The 22,259-nt window shown below is 51.2% G+C and carries 15 protein-coding genes; 11 read left to right on the top strand and 4 right to left on the bottom strand.

The annotated features are described in order from the left end of the window. The first annotated feature begins 29 nt into the window (after positions 1-29). From CYPRO_RS01585 to CYPRO_RS01595, 3 genes are all read left to right on the top strand, one after another. Positions 30-2,171 carry a hypothetical protein gene (locus tag CYPRO_RS01585; protein ID WP_114982894.1) on the top strand — a complete coding sequence of 714 codons (2,142 nt, stop codon included), beginning with the start codon at positions 30-32 and terminating at the stop codon, positions 2,169-2,171. 111 nt (positions 2,172-2,282) lie between these two features. Then, positions 2,283-6,461, top strand: a complete 4,179-nt coding sequence (locus tag CYPRO_RS01590; RefSeq protein WP_114982895.1) for a hybrid sensor histidine kinase/response regulator — start codon at positions 2,283-2,285, stop codon at positions 6,459-6,461. Positions 6,462-6,529: 68 nt separating this feature from the next. Then, complete coding sequence (locus tag CYPRO_RS01595) at positions 6,530-7,000, top strand: GAF domain-containing protein (RefSeq protein ID WP_114982896.1); 471 nt, start codon at positions 6,530-6,532, stop codon at positions 6,998-7,000. Positions 7,001-7,378: 378 nt separating this feature from the next. Here the strand turns inward: CYPRO_RS01595 and CYPRO_RS01600 are convergent, their stop codons facing one another. Beyond that, the gene (locus tag CYPRO_RS01600) at positions 7,379-9,487 is read right to left on the bottom strand and encodes a ComEA family DNA-binding protein (RefSeq protein WP_114982897.1); all 2,109 of its coding nucleotides are present in this window, start codon (positions 9,485-9,487) and stop codon (positions 7,379-7,381) included. An 8-nt stretch (positions 9,488-9,495) separates the two neighbouring features. Continuing rightward, positions 9,496-10,347 (bottom strand): PorV/PorQ family protein, encoded by an 852-nt coding sequence (locus CYPRO_RS01605; RefSeq protein WP_124245481.1) that lies wholly within the window; start codon positions 10,345-10,347, stop codon positions 9,496-9,498. Between the two features lie 132 nt (positions 10,348-10,479). Here CYPRO_RS01605 and porD point away from each other — a divergent pair, with 132 nt between their 5' ends. The 8 genes from porD (at position 10,480) to CYPRO_RS01645 (ending at position 16,470) form a co-directional block, all read left to right on the top strand. After that, on the top strand, positions 10,480-11,382 hold the full coding sequence (gene porD / locus CYPRO_RS01610) for a type IX secretion system protein PorD (protein WP_114982899.1): 903 nt from the start codon (positions 10,480-10,482) through the stop codon (positions 11,380-11,382). Positions 11,383-11,401: 19 nt separating this feature from the next. After that, positions 11,402-12,052 carry a PAQR family membrane homeostasis protein TrhA gene (gene trhA, locus CYPRO_RS01615; protein WP_164682442.1) on the top strand — a complete coding sequence of 217 codons (651 nt, stop codon included), beginning with the start codon at positions 11,402-11,404 and terminating at the stop codon, positions 12,050-12,052. A 105-nt stretch (positions 12,053-12,157) separates the two neighbouring features. Further along, complete coding sequence (locus tag CYPRO_RS01620) at positions 12,158-12,781, top strand: MarC family NAAT transporter (RefSeq protein ID WP_240644807.1); 624 nt, start codon at positions 12,158-12,160, stop codon at positions 12,779-12,781. 283 nt (positions 12,782-13,064) lie between these two features. Further along, entirely contained in the window at positions 13,065-13,367 is a 303-nt protein-coding gene (locus CYPRO_RS01625) for a hypothetical protein (RefSeq protein WP_114982902.1), read from the top strand. Between the two features lie 69 nt (positions 13,368-13,436). Continuing rightward, positions 13,437-13,805 (top strand): hypothetical protein, encoded by a 369-nt coding sequence (locus CYPRO_RS01630; RefSeq protein ID WP_114982903.1) that lies wholly within the window; start codon positions 13,437-13,439, stop codon positions 13,803-13,805. A gap of 141 nt (positions 13,806-13,946) precedes the next feature. Beyond that, positions 13,947-14,540, top strand: a complete 594-nt coding sequence (locus CYPRO_RS01635) for a DivIVA domain-containing protein (protein WP_114982904.1) — start codon at positions 13,947-13,949, stop codon at positions 14,538-14,540. A 32-nt stretch (positions 14,541-14,572) separates the two neighbouring features. Continuing rightward, complete coding sequence (locus CYPRO_RS01640) at positions 14,573-15,409, top strand: purine-nucleoside phosphorylase (RefSeq protein ID WP_114982905.1); 837 nt, start codon at positions 14,573-14,575, stop codon at positions 15,407-15,409. A 128-nt stretch (positions 15,410-15,537) separates the two neighbouring features. Then, the gene (locus CYPRO_RS01645; protein ID WP_114982906.1) at positions 15,538-16,470 is read left to right on the top strand and encodes a hypothetical protein; all 933 of its coding nucleotides are present in this window, start codon (positions 15,538-15,540) and stop codon (positions 16,468-16,470) included. A gap of 131 nt (positions 16,471-16,601) precedes the next feature. On the opposite strand, the gene CYPRO_RS01650 is transcribed toward CYPRO_RS01645, so the two are convergent. Further along, on the bottom strand, positions 16,602-17,675 hold the full coding sequence (locus tag CYPRO_RS01650; protein ID WP_114982907.1) for an isoaspartyl peptidase/L-asparaginase family protein: 1,074 nt from the start codon (positions 17,673-17,675) through the stop codon (positions 16,602-16,604). Between the two features lie 472 nt (positions 17,676-18,147). Continuing rightward, positions 18,148-22,242 (bottom strand): CotH kinase family protein, encoded by a 4,095-nt coding sequence (locus tag CYPRO_RS01655; RefSeq protein WP_114982908.1) that lies wholly within the window; start codon positions 22,240-22,242, stop codon positions 18,148-18,150. Positions 22,243-22,259 lie beyond the last annotated feature (17 nt).

Raw genomic sequence — 22,259 nt, forward strand, 5'->3', positions numbered from 1 at the left:
CCACAGATGCTGCCTTAACTAACCGGCGCATGCCTCCCTACCGGTTTAAAGCTTTTGCAGCCGCACTTCTCTGCGGCTTTATTCTGAGCTGGATCCCCCTGTTGCGGGAAGTCCATTTCCTCTCTGCCGGGCTGACCGGACTTGCGGGTGCATTCACGGGCGCCATTATCGCGGGCGGCCGCTCCTACAGAAACACGCCCGCTGCCGGACTTCGGGAGGCCTTCTGGCTGCTGCTCATTTTTCTTACCCCCTTGCTGCCCCTGCTTGCCGGCGCACTCTGGCGGAGTTGTTTTTCGGGGGATGGTCTGCTGTACTGGCTCCTTATTCCGGGTCCTTCTGTACTGCTTGGTTTTGCGGTAGGGCGGTATATGGCCATGCACAGCAAACGTCCGCGGTTTTGGGCGGTTAGCATGCTGCTTGTGGTCTCGCTTGGTATTTTTGTGTGGGAGTTTTTTAATTATCCTGCCGTCTTCTACCACAACCACGTCTGGGGTTTCTGGCCGGGACCTGTTTATGATGATGTTGTTGAGCTTCGCCCGTCGCTGGTCTTTTTCCGCTACATCACCCTCTGCTGGGTCGCGCTGCTTTGGCTTATGCCGCACTGGAAAAACCGCAAAAACCTGCGCCTGCCGGTTCTGCTGCTGGTTGCCAGCCTCATGCTGAGCTATTTCAACCTTTCGCGGGCTGGCATTTTGCACAATGAAACCTGGATTCAGCAGCAGCTCGGCGGCAAGCTTGAAACAGCCCATGCTATCATATACTATGACCGGCATATACCCGAAACCGAAATTGAGTGGCTGGCTGCCTGGCATGATTTTCACATCGCTGAGCTCGCTGAACTGCTGGCGCTCGAACCGAGCAGTTTTCCGAAAGTGCACAGCTATTTGTACCGGCATGAGTGGCAGAAAAAGGCACTTACCGGGGCAGGGGGCACGGTTTATGTACCGGTATGGCTTGGGAAGCCGCAGATGCATATCCACTGGCAGGCTGCCGAACGTGTGCTCAGGCATGAGCTTGTGCATGTATTGTCGCGGGAGTTTGGTGCACCGGTAATCAATGCGAGCCCTGTGATTGCGCTGGTTGAAGGGCTTGCTACCGCTTTTGAAACAGAGCGGGATCACCGCGGCACCGGCGATCAGCTTGTTGCAGCACAGCCGGAGTTTCCGGATCATCGTTATATGCGCCGGCTGATGAGCCTGACCGGCTTCTATGCGCTGGACAGCAATCTTAGCTACACCATTGCCGGTTCTTTCACCGGCTGGCTGTGGCAGCACTGCGGTGCGGATGCCATGAAGCTGGCCTATCGCAGCGGTCGGATCAGCCGGGCTTGCGAACAACCTTTTGATGAGCTTGTTGATGGCTGGCATGCACACCTGAGTACCATCCCGACGGACGCGCTTCAGTTTGCCGTTTCAGGCCAAATATTCAGTGCGCCGGGCATTACGCAGCAGCCGTGCAACTTTCATCCCGGCCCTGATTACCCGGTACTTCGTCAGGTACGCGCTCTTACCGCTGAGAACCGGCACGCGGAAGCACTGGCATTTTTAGCCGCTCAGCAATCTGACCGCCGCTTCTGTGATTTCAATTCCCTTTCATTGCTTCGCGCAGACCTTTTGATGCGCGCCGGACATGCGCAGCCTGAAGAACTGTTAGCGCTGTTTCAGGGCTGTGCACGTCCACCGGAAGACCTCCCTTCACGCCTGCGGCTGTTCGCAGCCGATGCTTTTTTTCTAAGCGGGGAAGAAGCTGAAGGGGTGAAGCTGCTGGAAACATTTCAGCAGCAAGCGCAGTCAGTACGCCTTCGCACTAACCCTGGGCTGCGTGAACAGCTGCTCACGGTACTCTACACGCCCGAAACAGCAGCGCCGCATTATCTTTCCGCTGAAATTAAACCCTGGCTTGTCTGGCACTGCGCACAAGATGGGAATGACGCTTTCTGTCCGGAACTCACTCCGGATGTATTTCTGACGGATGCCCGCGAGCATTTTCTGATTTGGGAGCGTTTTATGAAGACCATGAAAAAACAGGGACAGCACGAGACTGCATTGGCCTGGCACGCTGCGCTTACCAACGAGCTTGATGACCCGGTAAGCGACCTTGCCCGCCAAAACCGGCTGGGAGACTTTAAGCGCTTTTCCGAATATGCCCATACCAAGACCTACGGATTCTGACCATATAAAGAGAAAGATTTCTTAAATTGGTTTACTCTATACTAATTATCCGTGCTGCTTTACCACTCAAAAGTGCAGGTTCAGCTCCCGTCTGATCTGCTTGGTTTACCAATGCTTAAAACCTCCTTGCTGCTTATTTATTTGCTGATATTAGCTGCATCCCATAGTTATGGGCAGCAGCCGGAACTTGTCCGGCATAATGAATACCGTATCAGCACCTATCAGACACAGGAAGGTTTGCCGAACAATCTCACAAAAGGGGTAATAACCGATCAGCAGGGGTTTGTCTGGTTTGCTACCGACTCCGGAATCGCACGCTATGATGGGGTGGATTTTGTTCATTACGATGATGTTTTGGTGAATGCCTACCCGAAAGGATTTTATGAGCGGGCCAACGGCGATCTGCTCATAATCCATGATGCGGGGATTTCCAAAATTGAGCATCACGATACACAGCATCTTGAGCTGTCTGTGGTCATGCGCGGCAGCGGCAGCCCTTCAGCCCAAACGGTAAATTACCCTAAATCCCTTTTTGAAGATCGCGAAGGGCGTTTATGGATTGGTGAGGTTTATTCTGTCGCCTATCTCAAAGACGGAGAGCTCACCCGCTACATACTGCCGGATGCATACCGTACCTCAAGCTTTATTCGCTCTTTTGAGTTTGCGCAGGATCAGCAGGGCACCATTATTATCTCCTCGCAGCAGGGAGCTCTTTTTTACCTCAATACCGAAACGGATACCATTGACCTCATTCCGGAGTCAGAAGAAATTGGTACCGTGAGCACACTTATCTTCGAACCCATTAGCGGTCTTGTTTGGGCAGGCACTAATAACGGCCTTTACGCACTTCGCACGTTGTACGGAGAGAACCAGAGCACACCTGTCCGTTTTGAAATCAGCAAGCTGTTAGATACCCCCCTCATTTCTAAAATTGTAGCTGCCGCGGAAAACATAATTTGGGTAGCCGGATGGAACAGCAGGGAAACCGGCCTGCTTCAGGTGGAGGTTACACCCGAAGGGATCGCTAATGTGATGGAGATGGATGCTTTCGAACTCAACTCTGTCAATGACATACACCCTGTACCGGGCTCCGGTGTTTGGATTGCTACTGATGAAGGTGTTGCGTTTTTATTTCAAACCGATTTTGTGCGGGTACCTGTCAATCAGGACCGCTTTTACGTACAGGCGCTCTCCCGTCATCCCCATGAAGATGTATTTTTTATGACGGACGCCTCCAAGGTGTACCGGATAAGCCTGTTAGGCAGCTATTACGCTGTTGAAGAAATATTCATCAATCCGCTGAACGATGATATTCTCACCGTTACAGCCAATGAAGCCGGCGTCTTGTTTGCCACATCAAGAGGTCGTGTGTATTTCATGGCACACGGTGCAGCGCAAAATGATGCGGAGATGATCTATTTTGACCGCGAGTTCGAGAATTCTGTTTTTTTCAGCATGCGTACCCCCGATGGTGACTTCTGGTACACGCAGTACAATGCCGCAGGTATAAGCAGAATCAGCCCTGATTTTTCGAGACATGTTTATGATGAAAACCGGGGACTAGATCAGTTCGTCAACGTCATTCGTCAGGCACCTGACGGAATCATCTTTGCCGGCAGCAGTGGTGATCACAAACTGTACCGGCATGATAAACCAACTGACCGCTTTGTCCCGGTTGAAATCAAAGAGAAAACAGGCCGCCGGATTGCATCGGAAACCTTTCTGATCAACGATATGTGCTTTCTGCCGGACGGGAACATTCTCCTTGGCACCAATCAGGGGGTAGGGGTTTTCCACAGGGATTCGGCAACTTTGGAAATGAAAGAAATTGATCCGGCTGCCGACAGCGAATACATCAAAAGCATACTGCTCAAAGACGGCATACTGTGGATGGGAACAGACCGCGGCATTCTGGCATACCGGGAAGAAGATGGTATTTTGATTAGCTTCAATGAGTTCAATGCCGGCCTTCCCTCCCGTACCAACGCATACCGCGGTTTTACAACTACCCTTGAGGGCAACTTATGGTCAGCTACCTCCTCGGGTATCGCCGCTCTTATTAGCCGCTTCGAAATTAATCAAACGGCCACCCCTGTGTTAACGGCAGCCCTTGTTAGTGATGAATTTGGTGTTTTTGACCTCGACGCCGCCAATAGGATTCCTTACAATGCCCTGCTCACCCTGCAGTTCAGGAGCCTGATGTTTCCGGCACGAAATATTGTCTATGAGTACCGGATTGGTCAGGGAGCATGGCAGGGGCTCGACAGACAGGCTTTTGTGAATATTTCACAGCTTTCAACCGGCAACTACACCGTAAATGTGCGCGCTTTGCAGTCAGGTGCTTACAGTTGGAGTGAGCCGCTCAATATTGCCTTTACGGTACTGCCACCCTGGTACTTCCGGCCGGGTTATGTCCTGTTATATCTCATAGGGATTTTGATAATCATCTATGCTTCAACCTACATTTATACGCAGCGGCTCAGAAAGTCAAAGCAGCAGCTTGAAGTAGCGGTTCAGACACGAACCCGCGAGATTGATTTCAAAAACAAGGAGCTTGAAGCGGCCAAAGAAGAAGCGGTTCGGGCTAATGAAGCCAAAAGCCTGTTTTTGGCTAACATGAGTCACGAAATACGAACCCCTCTCAATGGTATTATCGGATTTCTTGGCCTTCTGAAAGATACACAGCTTACGCAGGTACAGCAGGAGTATATCGATTACGTAACCAACTCGGCCCATGCGCTCACCCAGCTGGTAAACCATATTCTCGATTTCTCCAAAATTGAAGCCGGTAAGCTTGAACTCGAGCAGGAAACTTTTAGTCTGGAAAAACTATGCTACAGCACCCTTCAGATCGTCAGCTACTCTACCGCAGGCAAAAATATCCCCGTTTATTTGGTATATGATCCCAATCTGCCGGAACAGATAAAGGGAGACCCCCTGCGTATGCGGCAAATCCTGATCAACCTTGTAGGCAATGCGCTTAAATTTACCGAGCAGGGTGCCGTAGAGCTTCATGTAACCCTTATGGATGAAGCTGAAAAAGGAGATTTCGCACACATTCGTTTTCTGATCAGCGATACCGGTATTGGCATTTCCCCCGAAAACCTCCGGCGCATTTTCACCCCTTTCACACAGGCAGATATTTCAACAACCCGGAAGTACGGCGGAACCGGTCTGGGACTTTCCATTACAAAATCTCTGATCGAGAAAATGGGCGGAGCACTCGAAGTAGAGAGTACCGTCGGCCAGGGCAGCCGTTTTTTCTTTACCCTGCCCCTTGAAGTTGCCGCACCAGAAAACATGCTTTCCGCTCCAGCGCCTGCAAAACGTATTGAGCAGGCTATGATAGTAATGCAACATGTGCGTGAAGCCGAAATTACAGCCAGCTATCTGGAGCTTCTGGGTATTCCGCATACCCTGCAGGCAGATACCCTCAATCCGGAAGCCCGCTTTGAGAACCCCGGCAAGCCTTCTCTTCTCGTCCTTGATTCCGCCCTTTGGAACCACAAGGAAGATGTCATCAGTTTTATACAAAAGCTTAAAAAAACGCATTCGGGTCTTAGCGGGATTGTGCTGATACACCATATAGATCAGGACCTGAGTGAATTGGCCGACCATATTCAGGAGAAAACGGAGCTCAGTTGCGACCGCCTGTCACGGCCGGTGCATTTCCGTCCGCTCAAAGAGATTATTTCCAGTTTTGAAGCAGATCTGCAGACGGATACCGAAACCCCCTCCCCGCAGGAAAAAAAGAAAAGCAGCGAAAATCAGAAGCCACCAAGAACCGGCAGCATAGAAAACCATGAAACGCTGCCGACCAACAATATCAAAGTGAATAAATCGGGTATACCCAAAATGGAGCAACTTTCACCTATTACCATATTGCTCGTTGATGATAATAATATCAATCTCAAATTAGCCACAATTCTGTGCAAAAAGTCGCTGGGCAACATCCCGGCCAGCATAATAACCGCTGAAAACGGTGAAGTCGCCGTTGAAGAATTTGAGCGATCCAGACCGGACCTCGTTCTTATGGACCTGCAAATGCCCGTGATGGATGGTTACGAAGCCAGTAAAGCCATCAGAGCATTAGAGCGCGAAAACAACTGGCCGGAATGTCCGGTCTTTGCCCTTACCGCAGGTGTGACCAACGAAGAACAGGCTCAGACTAAAAAAGCCGGCATGACCGGCTTCATTACCAAGCCCATAAACCGCGAACAGTTCCATGATGCTGTTATGGGCGTACTCTATCAGAAATACGGGCGTGAGCTTACGGAAGAATTATTGTAATTCATTTGCGTGTTTAAAGCCCTTCCACCATCATTAAACTACTCATCTCAACGCATTTCAATTCGTTCATGGCCTACGACAAATCTGTTTTGGACAACCTTCCTGCACAGGTTGACACCATCCTTGCCACCCACAGCGACCGGGATACCATACTTTATGAAATATGCAGGCTACTCAGCAGTACGGTACCGGTTTACGATTGGGTCGGCTTCTACATTGCTGATCCTGAAGTGCCCCGCGAGCTCTATCTTGGTCCTTATGTAGGGGAAGCTACCGATCATACCCGTATCCCGTTCGGGAAAGGCATTTGCGGGCAGGTCGCAGAATCGCTCGAAACCTTTGTGGTAGAAGATGTTCATGCTCAGGATAATTACCTTTCCTGCAACATTCACGTTAAAAGTGAAATCGTAGTGCCCATCCTGAAAAACGGTGAATTTGTGGCCCAGCTTGACATCGACTCAAACACCCTCGCCGCAATGGATGCGCACGATCAGCGGGTACTCGAAGCCATTTGCGCCAAACTCAGTCCCCTGTTCTGATTTTTCGCGGATACGCTTTTCGTTTTTTTTGGGGAAAACCCCGTGAACATCACGGTCTTTCGCAGAAGATCAGCGCCCCCAAACCTAACCCGCATTATTCACCAAGAAATTTTCTTGCTGGCAAGGCGAAGCTGAAAACTCAGCGGAAGGGTACCTAAGTACCCTGAGCATGAGTTTTCAGCTTCAACGCAGCCAGCGGGGAAATTTCGCAGTCTTTACACCACACTCAAATCCGGGCCGCCAGTGTCTTTCGCTAAGCCAAATTTAAACTTACATTTAGCAAATAAATACTGTTTGATTGTGAATAATGCGGGCTAAGATAGGTCCCTTGCTTTTTGGTTTGGGTTTCGCCTCTTGTTGCCTCGTATGATTCACAACTCACATGCGAACACGCATCTGAAGCCCGATTTGTGAACGCAGATTCCCGGGAGCTTCTGTAAGTCCGCTGCCGGTAAAACTGCGGTCTTCATACACCGTTGCGGCATATTTGAACCAGAAATCAAGACGGTTGCCTGTTGCGTAGCGCAGCAGCACGTAAGCCCGCTGACCCGTACCTGAAAGCATGGTATTTGAAAACACGTACAACAAGTCGTTTTCAAACATAAAAACACGCGAAGCGAAACTATCCGTCTCGAAAACGGCCATCCGCAGGTCAACCGTGAGACCGGGCAGCGGCAGCCAGCGTATGTCCTGAAACAGCATTACCCCGTAATCCGCAGCCGGGACATCGCGGTTGCGGGCGCGCACCCACTCCGCCCGTGTGCGCAGCCGAAGTGCCGACAGTACCTGCACTTCGGTTTCCGCCCGCACAGACGTTCGGGCGTCCTGCCCCATCACTACAACCGCGCGGCCAAAAGGGTCGGAAAGTTCGAAATCGTTTTCCCGCACCTTGCTCCTGACCGTCACGTAGGCTGAAAACTGACGGCTAAAGGTGAAATCAACCTGCCCCAGTAAATCGTACCCCGCAGTTCGCTGCGTCGTACCAAATCGCGGGGCAGGGAAGCGGAAACGGTCGTAATACGCAGACAAGGTCAGTATTCGACTCAGCTCGTGACGCAGGCCGGTGTAGAAGCCGGTCTCATTGCGGGGCCTTCCGCTTAGCTCCCCAAACCCTGAGCCATACAGCGACTGAAAGTCCCGGCTGTAGTTTCGGTAAATCAGCGTAAGATCTGTGCGGTCATCAACCGGCAGCTGTATCCCGCTGATGAGTCCAGTGCCGCCATTTTCGCTTCTTGCGACCTCACCGAACACAAAGGCCTGCCCGAGCAGCAGCCGGTAGTCCGCACCTGCAACGGAAGCGTGCCTGCCTTCAAAATCATAGCGATTGTACACCGCCGTACCCGGTACAATGTGCCGGTTGTAAACCGCACGGTACCCGGTTGCGCCAATCATCCCGTAGCGCCCGGTGTAGGTCAGCCTTGCCCCGCCCATTTCGAGCTGCGTATTGTTGCGGCGCGCCCGCTCGCTTGGGGTACGGTGCAGCCCGCTTGCCGATGGAAAGCGGATAGTGTCTTCAGAAACGACGGTTGCACTCAGCGGTCGGTTCGAGTAAAAGCCCGTTACCTGAAACCGTCTGCCGACCGTAGCTGCGATACCCCGCATAAACCGGGTTTGTTCACTCGACTGATACGGGGCGAGACCACGCTCGCCCCGAAGCGGCCCGCCGGTCACATCGCGGCTTTTACCAAAACCCAGTCCGGTATGCAGCACAAGCCCCTGACCGGCCCAAATCCCGTAATCACCCACAACCAGGCGCTGCACCATCCCCACATTTTGGATGCCCGCGTGCCACGAGTTAAAATCGAAATCATGCGGTCCGCTGATCGGCTCGCCCGGTGCCTTCAGCTGTGTAAGATTGAGCGAGAGATGCCGGCTCCGGTAGTTAAAGCGCTGATAGATGCGCCAGGGGTCTCCGGCATACCGCGTCTGTCCTTCAAATGCGGGCGGGGTGAATCCGGTCTGCGTCTGCAGCACCCGCTGCCCCCGGCTGATGTATTCGAAGCGCCCGCGATGCGTCCAGAAACCGGCATTGGTGAGCAGCATGCGGGTGAGCTCGCCGCTTTCTCCTACCGTAATGTAGGGCCTTATGCGCTCAAGGGTGACGGTGCCAATACCACGTATTTGCAGCAGTTCTTCGGGCTGTTCGATAGGCTTTTGCTCCCGCAGGCTGATGATCGCCTGCGCCTGAACCGGTGATATACCCGGCAGCTGACTAAGTTCAGGTAAGGAAGCCCGGTTCAGGTTTATGGGATTGGCTGCCAGGTCGAGCAGGAAAACGGCCAGCTCTTCGGCCCCTTCTGCGTCTTCTTCTGCCTCACGGTCTTCCAGCAGGCGCTCCAGCTCCCGCTCAACGGTACGTACAGAATCAGCTGCCGTATGCTGCCGGGCAAGGGCCGTCTCACTCATCCCAAAGAAGCATAAAAGGGCGGCAATTGCTGTTTTGAGCGAAGTGCGCAGTCTCCGGTCATGCCATTTTTTCAGTCTCATTACCTGCCTCAGAAAAAGATGGTGAGATCAAGACCCGGACTCCAGCCCAGCGCGTAGTGTTGCTGCGCGACGAAGTTGACCGATACCAATGATGTTGCGAAGCCTGCCCCGGCAGAGAAGGTCTGCGGCGCTGTTGTGATGCCGCCCCTGAGCTGAAGCGATTCCCAAACCGGAATTTCAAGACCCGCTCTGAATGCAAGCGGAAACCGGACATCCTTCACAGCGTCGGCAGCAAGCTTTACCCGTTCGGCCAGCTCATACGCCAGTCCGATGGCCAGCTCACGCGCAAGCTCTTCCCGCGCCTTACCAACTGAACCTCGGTTAAGATTGAGTACGCGGGCACCAAGTTTGAGCTCGGGCACAAGCTGCCATGCAAGTCCCGCGTCGATAGTAGGGGTGCCCGCCGATCCGTAGCGTTTGATGTGCAAATGGGTATAGTTGACGATCAGTCCCGCAGAAACACCCGCCTGCGCGTAGCCCAGACCGGCCCGCACACGGGTTTCACGGTAAAGGTCGTCTCCAAACGTGTGCAGTCCGCCGCCAAGCGTAACGCCCCGAAGCTGCACCGTAGCCGCCAGCGCCTGATCCGTAAGTTCTGCAAATCCGTAATTCCGGATCCCGTAAAATGATACGGCATTGTCTGTGCCTGCAAGTAGGGCCGGGTTACCGAATACCGCCCAGCTGTCATCCCCGACGGCTGTTACGGCCTGTCCCATAGCAAGCTGCCGGGCACCCAGCACGGTTTGTGCCTGTGAGCCGGATGCTAACCCGGTCACCATCATCACACAGAAAAAACATACAACACAGAGCCGGAACATCAGCGGCCGGCCGCTCACCGATAGGAGACAATACTTTTCCATAGATGCTTACGTTGCGAAAGCTTATCTTTGATTCATGCCCCATTGATAGCAATAAGCGAAAATCCTTACACCTTTTTCTCTGCATTGGGCCGCTTTTTTATTGATTCTTTGTTCCGTTAAGCAAGTACTCCCGTGAAATTCCTGCCATCCCTGATTCTGTTCTTTGTCTTCTCAACGACCATGCATACTGTGGCTTCAGCTCAGGAAATCCATGCCCGTGTTGAGCTAAATACAAGTCAGATCAGCACCTCTGATTACGATTACCTGAATGAGCTTCGCACCTTAATTGAAGAGTACGTAAACGACACCCGCTGGACCGACGACACATTTCTTGAAGACGAGCGCATAGAAGTTAATATCCGCATTACCCTCACAAACGCCGATAACAACGCCAATTTCGACGCAAACCTGATCGTGCAGTCGAGTCGTCCGATTTACAACACGCTCGCCAAGACACCCCTGGTCTTAATTAACGATAACTCCTGGCGCTTTAACTTCACACGGAACCGCAACATCATCCGTGATGATATGCAGTATGATGACATTGCTTCGGTAATTGACTTCTACATGTTTATCATCCTTGCGTACGACTATGATTCTTTTTCGGAGCTGGGCGGGAGTCCGTTTCTGCGGAGAGCCGAGAACATTCTGAACGTTGCACAGTCAACGCCGGGCGCTTCCGGATGGAGCTCCATGGGAACCCGACGAAACCGGAACGGCCTCATCACCCTCCTCAATAATCCGAATTACGAAGGCTTCAGGCGCGCACTTTACAGCTACCATCGCCTCGGGCTGGATCAGTTCACCCTCAACCCCGACCGTGCGCGTGAGCATATTATGGATGCTTTAACCCTTCTGCAGGAAACCCGCCGGCAAACGACCGAGCGCTACCTTTTCGACCTGTTGTTTTCTACCAAAAACCGGGAATTCACCGCTGCCTTCCTCGATGCTGAACTTTCTGCACGTTTGGAAGCTTTCAACCTTCTGGCTGATCTTGACCCCAGCCATATCTCTGAATACGAAAAACTCCAGTAACGCCCCTTTTGCCTGTTGTATGAAGAACCTCATCCTAAAAATTAAAGACCCCGTGAGCTGTCTCACCCACATGGGCGGGGCTTTTTTTGCAGTCATCGGTCTCGTGCTGATGCTTTTGACGGCAAATGCACCCATCGAAGCTGTGGCATTCGGCATTTTTGGCGGCACCATGTTCCTGATGTACCTTGCAAGCACGCTTTATCACATGTTTGATGCCAGCGAGCAAATCACCAAAGCCCTGCGCAAATTTGATCATGTGATGATCTACTTTTTCATCGCCGGAACCTTCACCCCGTTCACCATGCTCCTGATTGAAGGCAGCCTGCGCTGGATTTTTCTGGGTGTGATTTGGGGGATTGCTTTTGCCGGTATGGTTTTCAAACTTTTTTGGCTTCACGCACCCGCCTGGCTCTCCATCGCACTTTATCTGGGGATGGGTTGGCTTGGTTTGCTTGTGCTGCCTTACGCCTTCACCAACCTGAGCGCGGCTGCCGGCAACTGGATTATTGCGGGCGGATTATCTTATACCATCGGAGCTGTTGTATATGGACTGAAGCGTCCTGATCCCTGGCCGGGCACCTTCGGCTTTCACGAGATCTGGCACCTGTTTGTAATGGGGGGTACCTTCGCCCACTTCTGGGTAGTTTATCGTTATCTGCCTCTTAGCTGAACCTGATAATCCAGCTGAAAAGATCGTATATTTGGATACATCATCACCGAACCGGTCCCGTCGACCGGTTTTTTCTTTTGTATCCATTCTCAAAAAAGGACTTACTTGCTATCTGTCGGTTTTTTACTCACGACCTTTATTTCCATTTTTTCGATAGTGAACCCGTTTACGGCCATGCCCGTATTTCTGGCGCTCACGCAGGATCTTTCCAATCAGGAAAGGAACAGGCAGGCCCGCTGGGGTGCCATATACATGGTCATCATTCTCGGGGCTTTCTTATTTGGCGGACAGTATATCATCAGCTTTTTTGGGATTAGTATTGAAGGTATCCGGATTGCGGGCGGCCTGATGATTATGCGCTTTGCCTACTCCCTGCTTAACCCGGCTGAAGGCGGCCGAAAAATCACCCCGGAAGATGAACAGGAAAGTCAGAATAAGCCCGATATTTCCTTTAGTCCGCTGGCCATGCCCTTGCTGTCCGGGCCCGGCAGTATTGCGGTCGTGCTTGGCTTTGGTTCACAAACGACCGGTGTAATCGATGCTTTTGTGGTTTTTGCCGCTATTGTCCTCGTTGCCGTTGCTGTATATGGCGTGCTGTATGTTGCGCCGCAGCTGATTAAGGTTTTGGGTAAAACCGGCATGACGGCCCTCACACGCATGATGGGCTTTATTGCGCTTTGCATTGGCGTCCAGTTTATCATCAACGGCATTTCCATGCTGATTGCCTGACGCGGTTTACAGCAAGTGTTCATGTACCGCTGACCGCGTAACCCGCTTAGAAGCGATTATTTTTGATGTAAGCAAAAGGTAAACAAAAGGATATCTTTCAATAAGTGCGTGATCGTGTATCATGCGGGTTAGCATCAGGTTTAGTATCTTAAACCTGATTACGCTGAAACGGATTAACATTACAGCCGTAGAAAGATGGCAATGGGTGTAACTACACATGCCATTTCTTCATCAATCTGCCATGATGCCTCATCATGGTTTAATTTCTAAAAAATATTCTGCCATGGGACTCTGGACCGCCATCGTCATTATTGTTGTAGTAACTGTTCTCGCTGATGTGTACAGCAAAAATCAGAAGAACAAAGCCCGTTTCAGTGGTAACGACAAAAAAATGAACGAGCTGAACGAGACCATTAAAAAGCTCGAGAAGCGGATTGAAAACCTCGAAATAATTGCGGTCTCAGATCCGGATAATTTTCAGGACCGCGCCCGCAATACCAGCTTCTACAAAGAGCCGGAAGAACCTGCACGAGCCAATCAGCGCCTCGTTAATGAGCTCGCACGCGCCAAACAGCGCGGTGACTAACTTGACAGGTCAAGACAGAGCTTCCGCTTTTTTAAAACGCTTCACACGCACCCAAAACCATCCATTGTTATGTTTAGCGAAGAAATTATTGTCCCCTTTATATTATTCGCCTTTGTTTTTGGGCCTCTGTTTTATCTGATTTACACAGGGTCAAAACTGATACGCTACCGGATTGACCGAAAGTATGCCCATCAGAACAGCAAAGAAGTCAAAGAACTCAAAGCTTTTATGGAGCGGACAGAGCTGCGGCTGCAGGCGCTGGAAGAGATTGTAAGTGAAGACGGTGTAATCCTGGACCGCGCCGTATCTCAGGTTGAAAAAAAAGTCAGCAAGGAAAGAAAAATTGAAGCTGACTTTTCGGAAGATACCCCTGTTAACCTTTCAGATAAGCAACACGACACCGGACGAAGCAAGCTGCGTAATCAGCTAAAATCGTGACTTAATCCCCGTAATTCGTTAACTTAAAAGACCTGGTACTTTTTGAAAGTGCCGGGTCTTTTTATTTGAAATACGCCGTAGGTTGGTTTATACTGAATATTTACCTGCACAATCCGAAACCCACTCATCTTCGCAGCCGCCATGACTATTACCGCCCTCGAAATTAAACAGCGCACCTTTACAAAATCTCTTAGGGGGTACGACCCTGCCGAAGTAAATGCGTTTCTCAGCATGCTTGCCAATGAGTGGGAACATCAGGTCACAAAAATAAAATCGCTCGAGCGCGATGTTCGTGAAGTAAATGACAAACTGAGTCATTATCAGCGCATAGAAGCTACGCTGCATGAAACCCTGCAGACAGCGCGCGAAAATGCGGAGCAAAAATTGGAAAATGCCCGCAGAGACGCCAAAAACAAGCTGCAGAAAGCTGAAATTGATGCCGAACAGATTATCAAAGAAGCACGTCAGCAAAAACAGCATATTCGCCAGAGCATTATCACCCTGCTTGAGCGGCGGGAAGAAATTATTCGCGGAATGGGATCCTATCTCGATATTGCGCAAAAATCGCTGGACAGTTTTCAGAAAGACGGACAGAGTATTTATCAGCTTCCGGGCAGCGACGGGGCTTCAGAACCCCTTCCCGTTTCAGGTAAAAAAGCGCCATCAGCTGCCGAAAGCGGTAAAACGGCACCCGGCACCGAAGATATAGACGACCTGATTGAAGAACTTGACTAAATTTTTTTCCTCATTTATCTAATACACATACAATGACATTCGACACCATTGAAAGCTTTCGGGCCAAGAGATCCGAAGCCCTGGATTTTATTCGTTCCAAAACTGATTTCAAACCGGAAGTACTGATTATACTTGGTACCGGTCTCGGAAACCTCGCCCGTGAGCTTGATACCGAACTAACCATCGGTTATCAGGATATCCCGCACTTTCCTGTATCTACGGTTGAGTCACACTCCGGCAAACTGTTGTTTGGTACCCTTGGGGGTAAAAAAGTTGTGCTTATGCAGGGGCGCTTTCATTACTATGAAGGCTATAGCATGCAGGAAATTGCCTTTCCTGTACGCGTTGCCCAAGCGCTTGGCGCCCGTGCGCTGCTCGTCTCCAATGCAGCCGGCGGCATGAACCCGCTCTATCGCCGTGGGGACATCATGTGTATTACGGATCACATCAATATGCTCGGTCTGAACCCCCTTATCGGTCCGAACGATAACGATCTCGGAGACCGCTTTCCGGACATGAGTGAACCGTACAGCAACCGCCTGATTAAACTTGCAGAAGAAGTCGCGCTCGCACAAAATATTAAAATGCAGCAAGGTGTATATGTTGCAGTGCCTGGCCCGAACCTTGAAACACGTGCCGAGTACCGTTTTCTGCGCCTCATTGGTGCAGATGTTGTCGGGATGAGCACGGTTCCGGAAGTGATTGCTGCGGTGCACATGAAAATGGAAGTCTTCGGTATTTCAGCCGTAACCGACGAGTGTTTCCCGGAATCCCTGCAACCGGTTGTTCTGGAAGAAATTATCGAAGCCGCTTCTATTGCTGAGCCTAAGCTCACCAAGGTCATTAAAGGCGTTCTCGAAAAAATGTAGCCATCCGCAGGGCTCAGTCACAGGTGAATACGGCAGCTGTTATCATCCGTTTTTTCTTCGTACCTTGAGCCCTGTTTAGTTTTCAATTCGTAAATGCAGATTTTGTTCAACAGCTCCAATCTCTTCCTATGAAATCCAACTCTTCGAATCAATTTTGGGACGAGCACCGGTGGGAAACCCACATTAATGAAGCGGAACAGAAGAGTGAAGAAATCCGGCACTTTTTAGATAAAACCTTCGGCAATGAAGGCCCGAGATGGATCAAAATCCTTCAGGAATCCGAATCAGAGCACGACGCACTCGACACCTATATAGAAGAAGAACTCCTGCTCGATGAAGCCTATCTGCCCGACGATGACGACGATTGGGATCTCGATGACTTCGATGATGACGATGACGATTTCTTTGCCAAATACATGGATCAGTTTTCTCATGATGAGAACCTGACCGATGTTCCGCATGAAGGAATAAACGCCGATGAAACTTCTCCAAAAGCTGAGTCAGAAGACGCTGATGATTCGGATCCGTTTGGCTTTCCGCTCAATCAAGCGGATGACGAGCTTGACGATACCCTCGGGGAAGTGGATGATTTTGATGATATGGATGAAGGGGATGAGTGGAAGCTGCTCAGCAATGATTACACCATGAGCGACTTCGGCTCGCTTGAAAACCTCGATGTGTACAACAGGGCACACGATTTTGGCGCGCACATGCTTGTCCGATCCGCCCACCTCAGCTTTGAATCTCCGGAAGATCAGCAACTCTACAACAGTTTTATTGCTGATGTGCTGCAGGTAAGCGCTAAAATTGCTTCAGGCTACGCGCTTGGTTTTTATGATGATATGATTGGCGGAAATATCGCTTTTTGCAAAAAAGCACTTCAGGCTGCGAACCGGGCACTTTCATCCCTGCAAACCATCAAAGAAAAGAACCTTGTGTTTGGAGATGTTGAATACAGACAGCTTCACTGCGATCTGTTTGAAATCCGTAACGATCTTGGCATTTACATTCAGGAACTGCGGGATATGTTCGAAAGCTATTCCGACATCCCGCCTTTCTGAGTAAAAAATGACTGCCCGGCAAAAAACACCAACTTTTTGCCTCCTGCTCTAAAAAAGAGAAGCGTTCAAAAGCAAATACTGTTTTGAGCGCTTCTCTTTTTTTATGTTTTGTTTTTGGATTGCTTCTGTCCTTACTGCCGTCCTTCAATTTCGTTTTCATCCCAAATAGCAACCTCAAAACGGCCTGAAGCGTCTGCCGCTGCCCGAAACATTCCCCGGCTGTTAAACACCATCGCAATTTCACCGGTATGACTTACGCCTATAATGCCGCCATCGCCCTGCTGTAACTTTTCGTGAATTACGATGGAAGCCGCTTCATTCAGGGAAGCGTTTGTGTACTCCATGATGGCGCAAATGTGAAAAGCAACGGCATGGCGGATAAACTCCTCACCGGTTCCGGTTGATGAAATAGCGCAGGTTTCATTGTTGGCGTAGGTCCCTGCACCGGCAATCGGTGAATCCCCGACCCGGCCAAATCGCTTATTGGTCATTCCCCCAGTTGAAGTACCTGCCGCAAGATTTCCGTTTTGATCAAGAACCGCAACGCCGACGGTTCCGTATTTCTGATCGTCAATATCCTGATGGGGATTAAAGGACTGCTGCGACTCATCGTGATCCAGGGTCACTTCGTCACGCTCCCGTGCACGGATAAGCTGCTGATGACGGCGCTCGGTGTAGAACCAGGAGGGATCGACCCGCTCAACCTCCATTTGGTCCGCAAAACGCTCTGCACCCTCGGCTGCAAAAAGCACGTGCCGGGAGTTTTCCATCACCATGCGGGCAAGGCTTATGGGGTTTTTGACTGTTGTGACACCCGCAACTGCGCCTGTTGCCAGGGTGCGGCCATCCATAATAGAAGCGTCTAGCTCAAAGGTTTCGGCATTGGTCATCACCGCGCCCCGTCCCGCATTGAACAGGGGGTTGTCTTCCAATAGTCTTACGACTTCTTCGACCACATCAAGGGCTTCCGCGCCGTCATGCAGCATGGCACGACCCAGCTCGAGTGCTTCCTCAAGGCTGTCGACATACTCTTGTTTGACGTCGGGGTCAATATCGCGGGAAATGACGCCTGCGCCGCCGTGCAGGGCAATGGCATAGGCCGGACGCTCGCCCGGTACCGTGTCAGCGGCAGATGTGTTTTCATCCGTACAGGAAGTGAGCATAAGAAACAGGAATGCTGTGGTCAGGGCGTAGACAAAATTCATGGTCGCAGAAGTTGATAATCTGTTGAGAGTTTAGTCCGCATTATTCGCCAAGAAATTTTCTTGCTGGCAAGGCGAAGCTGAAAACTCAGCGGAAGGGTACCCAGGTATCCTGAGCATGAGTTTTCAGCTTCAACGTAGCCAACGGGGAAATTTTGCAGTCTTTATACTGCACTCAAATTTAGGCTACCTGTGTTTCTCGGTAAGCCAAATTTAAACATGCATTTAGGATATATTCTATGTTTAATTGTGAATAATGCGGATAGTTCATAGCTGCGGAATATCCCTTATTCGGGCTGTTTTTCCAAATCCCGCTCTAAAAAGAATTCAGCTGTATGTTTCAACAGACTCATCAACCTGTTATCAGAATGGCTTTTCAAGCCGTCGAAAGTTTTTTCCCTGACACGCAAATCATGTGGAAATCAACTAAATCAGCACCATTTCCGGAGAAAAATCTTCGGGTACAGGTAACGGACTATTTCACCAACAGCATTTTCTTGACCTGAACAAAGCTGCCCGTTTCAATCCGGTACAGATACACTCCGCTTGCAATCGGAAAATTGCGCGAGTCAAAAACAACTGTGTGTGTGCCTGCACTTTGAACACCGTTTTGCAGGGTTGTAACCAGCTGACCATTTACGCTGAAAACATCAAGCCGTACGTGAACAGACTCCGGAAGGGTATATGAAATCTGTGTGGAAGGATTGAAGGGATTGGGATAGTTCTGATTCAGTATGAATTCGGCCGCAGCTTCACCGGGTTCAGATGGCACATCTACAGGTGACAGGAAATCCAGCAAAATCGGGAACGTAAGCCCCCCTACAGGGTTGGCCGTCGGCACGCCCTCGCCCCAGCTGCCGTCTTCACTTTGTTTGGTTTCGATGATCAGTCCGTCTGCAAGCGTACGCTCTTCAATTCTGCGAATACCGGAAGGAAAATCATTGGGTATCATCGCAGCCCATCCTCCTTCTGTTTCCTCGACCCATTCCCGGAAAAAGGAAGCATAGCGCTCATCAAACTGTACGCCCGTCTGCTGCACAAAGGTAGCGTAAACCGGGCGTTCAGCGCCGGCTTCGTCGGCATACAGAACGATGAAATTGCCCGGGTCAGCCTCCGAAAAAGCTGCAACGCCGGTAGCCTGACCGGTTAATTCGCCAAAATCAAGAACCTGAAATTCAGAGAACGTGTCAATTACGTGATGAATAGTGCTGCCGTTCTGCCCGTCGTTGAGCAAAAGCCTGATCCGCAGGAAATTGCCCGGGGTGAACCGCTCATTTCCGCTTGGCTCGGTAATAAACCAGCCTTCAAAAACGCCCGCTTCGTCTGTGCTCAGGGTGAAATGACCGCTCTCAAATGCCGAAGGGCTGAAGTCCGGGCTATCGGTTGTTCGAATAAAGGAAGCCGCCTCATTTCCGGCAAAAATCATATTGCCGGCGCCATCCTGCTCAAAACCATCGCTTTCCTCAATAACCCGGTTGGCGAAACGGTAGGTCGTATCCGGCAGCAAGCCCTCCAGGCGCAGGCGGTAGGCGACGGGAATGCGGTCGTTATTTTCAGGCTGTGCACCCTGCACGATTGCAGGCATAATGATTTCAGTGAGTGCAACAACCCGGATGGGGTCGCTCACAACTGTTTCCGAATGGGCTTCGGCCTGAATCCGGTAGGTTCCTGCAGCTGAGAAGACAAGGTCTGAAAACACGGCCTGTCCGGCGGAAGCCGTCACCGTTAAGGTGCCATTGAGAGTACCCGGCCCCTCTGCGAGACTAAGCGTGACTTCCCCGTTAAAGCCGGTATCTGTATGGCCTGCACCATCGGTGACGATGACTTGAAATGGCTGTAAAGTAGTGCCTGCCTGCGCTGTTTGGCGAAGCTGCACAAACTGCAGCGGCTCGGGTACTTCAAAAGGTTCAGCTGAAATTTTTATATCTGTAAGGCGCAGCTTACTTCTCTGTCCGCTTTCATTGTCGAGTCGAACGCCGGTGTAATAGTACACCCATCGCAGTTCTGCATAGCTGCGGTTAAGCATGGCTTGCGGCAGTGCAACCGGCCCGACAAAGGAGCTGTGACCCGCTATGCTATTGCGCTCATACTGTACCGGCTGACCGCTGCTGTCTGTCACATCTTCAAAAGCGTCATTGGGGTTGATACGATACTGCAGGCGGATGTTGTAAACCCTTGAGTTTGGCAATACCGTGCCGCCGCGCCAGCCGGCATACAGCTGAGTGATCCCCTCCGTATTGAGTGCGAGTACGGCCGTTCCAAGCCAGCCCCCCCCGTTCTCCTGTGCGTTGGCTGTATTGATGAAACCAATGCCATCATCCCCCAGTCCGTTTATACGGCTCCGGCTGCTGAGATCGTAAGGAAGCACCCAGGGCTGCTCAAAAACGGAAGTGAGATCAGGGTCAGATGAATCGGTCTGATAGAATATCATGTGCGGGGGGTAGCTACCTGCCGGTGTACTTGCTTCCCAGCTGCTGAAGGTGTAATCGCCTTGCGCCATTACCCAGGGTTCGATCGGCGGATCCGTGACATCATCGTCCTGCGGCGCAAAAACAGCGGTTACGCTTGTTGCCTGTTGAGGCGAAACGGTGATGACAGCTTCCGTTGAGGAAACGCTTCCAGTCCACTCCGAAAAGACATAACCTGTGCGGGCTTCCGCTTCGAGCGTTACCGCAATTCCTGTGAAATAGGTGCCGGTCCAGGGGTATGGCTGTGCGGTAATACCGGGCGTGCCTTGCCGGATTTCCGTGCGGTTGATCCGAATGAAGCCATGCGCAGGATCGCTCACATCAAGGGTAATCTGAGCCGGTGCCGAAGAAAGGTTGAATTGCTGACGAATATGCTGCCGCATAAATGCAGGACGCTCCACTGCAAAGTCGCGCATGATCTGCACGTTTTGCTGCCAGCTGCTAACCGAAACAGGTCTTCGCCAGCGGTTGATATGTTCCTGCATTTCAGGCAGGTAGATGGCTTCGAGCGAATCGAGCCGTGCGGCTACGTATTCCGGATGAAAGGCGGTGTTGAGTAAGTCAGCCGCTCTGTTGATAAAAGCATTTCGATAGTCCGGATTTTGCAGCAATCGACGGGGGATAAAGGTTGACCAGTCGGGATTTGGCCAGCCGGGTCCGTTTTCCTGTAAAGCAAAAGCCAGGGTATTGTGTGCTGCGCCTTCCTGATGGCCGGTTACATAGTCGAAATCCAGACCAAAGCCGAAGTCGGTATCAAACATCATCCAGCGCCAGCGACCATCTGAACCGGGTACGCCATCCGGCAGCGTAGGGTCGGTGCCCCGCCAGTACTGTTTGTTGTTTCCCGGCCAGTCCGTATTCCGGAAATAGACCTGCGCGAGGAAATAATCGGCGAAATTTTCCACATCCATGCGGTTGCGCAGTTCGTCAAAATTGGTGTTGCTCACCACGCCGGGATTATTGAGAAACGACCGCATTTGGTTGTAGTGCGTCAGCCCTTCAGGGTTTCCATCGTCAAAAACGCCATTGTTTTCAGCAATGGTGTAGCTTTCCTCATTATCCGGATCCGTATCGTGATGGGTTTGCAGGTAGCGCACATCCAGCCGGTCGCGCATGTTATGCACCCCCCAGTATTCGCCGTTGATGAACACAATCGCGGGGCGGGAGTGCTGCATATCGACTTCCATCCCTCTCATCAAAGACTGCATGAAGCTGTCCCGGAAAATAGTCCGGTCCCAGTCGTTGCCGCTGTTGCGCAGAATCAGGCGCTTAAACTGCCCGATGGGCTTATCCGGAAAAATCTGATGGCTGATCCATGAGGTGCCGTAGTCTGAACGGGCGTACAGCCTGAGCGATTTACGGGGACGATTGCGGCTTGTACCGCCATGAATGCGCACCCCTATACCCTGTGAAAAGGCAAGGGAACCATCATTCTCAAAAAACTCAATCCATGCGGGCCGCTCCCACTCGCGGCCTCTTTGATTGTAATTGAGATTGTTACCCGGCACATAAATCCCAATGTCATCATCAAAAAAATTATCCCGGTTGGTTGTGATAGAGATCACAGGCAAACTGTAGCGGCTTTCCCCCGCTTCATCCACCAAAAAACTCCCGGTAATAATTTCACTTGGCGCCATGCCGGGCACAAAGGCACGGGCGCGAATGGTGTGGATTTTGAAGACTTCTCCGAGAGGCGGCTGCCAGGCTTCGTTGTAGGGATCCTGACCCGGGTTGATGGCATTGGTCGGGATCATCGAGATGTCGTTGGGCTCACCGGCTCTGGAGTCGAGCACAACAGGCGCTGAAAAAACGGCACTGTTTTCATCGGGCTCACTGCCGTCCGTAGTGTAGCGGATAACCGCCTGCCCCCCGGCAGAAATAAACAGCGTGACCGGTTCGGTATAAAAACCGGGCGCAAGGTTAAATTGTGGTGTCGGTGCTACGGCTTGCTGTTTTGGGTCAGCTGCAGCACTTTCGTGCTGTGCAGGGACTTCTGAAACAGAATTTACCTGACCCAGTGCGGGCGACAGATTCCATCCACAGATAAACAGCGCAAGTATTACCGCAACCAAGGCTAGTTGTACGTAATCTCGACGGGGCATTTTAAGAGGAGGGCTGT

The sequence above is a fragment of the Cyclonatronum proteinivorum genome (assembly GCF_003353065.1).
GTDB lineage: Bacteria > Bacteroidota > Rhodothermia > Balneolales > Cyclonatronaceae > Cyclonatronum > Cyclonatronum proteinivorum.

Coding starts and splice junctions, on each gene's coding strand:
- CYPRO_RS01600 (WP_114982897.1), bottom strand. CDS start 9,487: ATGAGACTGAAAAAATGGCATGACCGGAGACTGCGCACTTCGCTCAAA.
- CYPRO_RS01645 (WP_114982906.1), top strand. CDS start 15,538: ATGAAATCCAACTCTTCGAATCAATTTTGGGACGAGCACCGGTGGGAA.
- CYPRO_RS01590 (WP_114982895.1), top strand. CDS start 2,283: ATGCTTAAAACCTCCTTGCTGCTTATTTATTTGCTGATATTAGCTGCA.
- CYPRO_RS01625 (WP_114982902.1), top strand. CDS start 13,065: ATGGGACTCTGGACCGCCATCGTCATTATTGTTGTAGTAACTGTTCTC.
- CYPRO_RS01605 (WP_124245481.1), bottom strand. CDS start 10,347: ATGGAAAAGTATTGTCTCCTATCGGTGAGCGGCCGGCCGCTGATGTTC.
- CYPRO_RS01655 (WP_114982908.1), bottom strand. CDS start 22,242: ATGCCCCGTCGAGATTACGTACAACTAGCCTTGGTTGCGGTAATACTT.
- CYPRO_RS01640 (WP_114982905.1), top strand. CDS start 14,573: ATGACATTCGACACCATTGAAAGCTTTCGGGCCAAGAGATCCGAAGCC.
- CYPRO_RS01650 (WP_114982907.1), bottom strand. CDS start 17,675: ATGAATTTTGTCTACGCCCTGACCACAGCATTCCTGTTTCTTATGCTC.
- CYPRO_RS01635 (WP_114982904.1), top strand. CDS start 13,947: ATGACTATTACCGCCCTCGAAATTAAACAGCGCACCTTTACAAAATCT.
- trhA (WP_164682442.1), top strand. CDS start 11,402: ATGAAGAACCTCATCCTAAAAATTAAAGACCCCGTGAGCTGTCTCACC.
- CYPRO_RS01595 (WP_114982896.1), top strand. CDS start 6,530: ATGGCCTACGACAAATCTGTTTTGGACAACCTTCCTGCACAGGTTGAC.
- CYPRO_RS01630 (WP_114982903.1), top strand. CDS start 13,437: ATGTTTAGCGAAGAAATTATTGTCCCCTTTATATTATTCGCCTTTGTT.
- CYPRO_RS01585 (WP_114982894.1), top strand. CDS start 30: ATGCCTCCCTACCGGTTTAAAGCTTTTGCAGCCGCACTTCTCTGCGGC.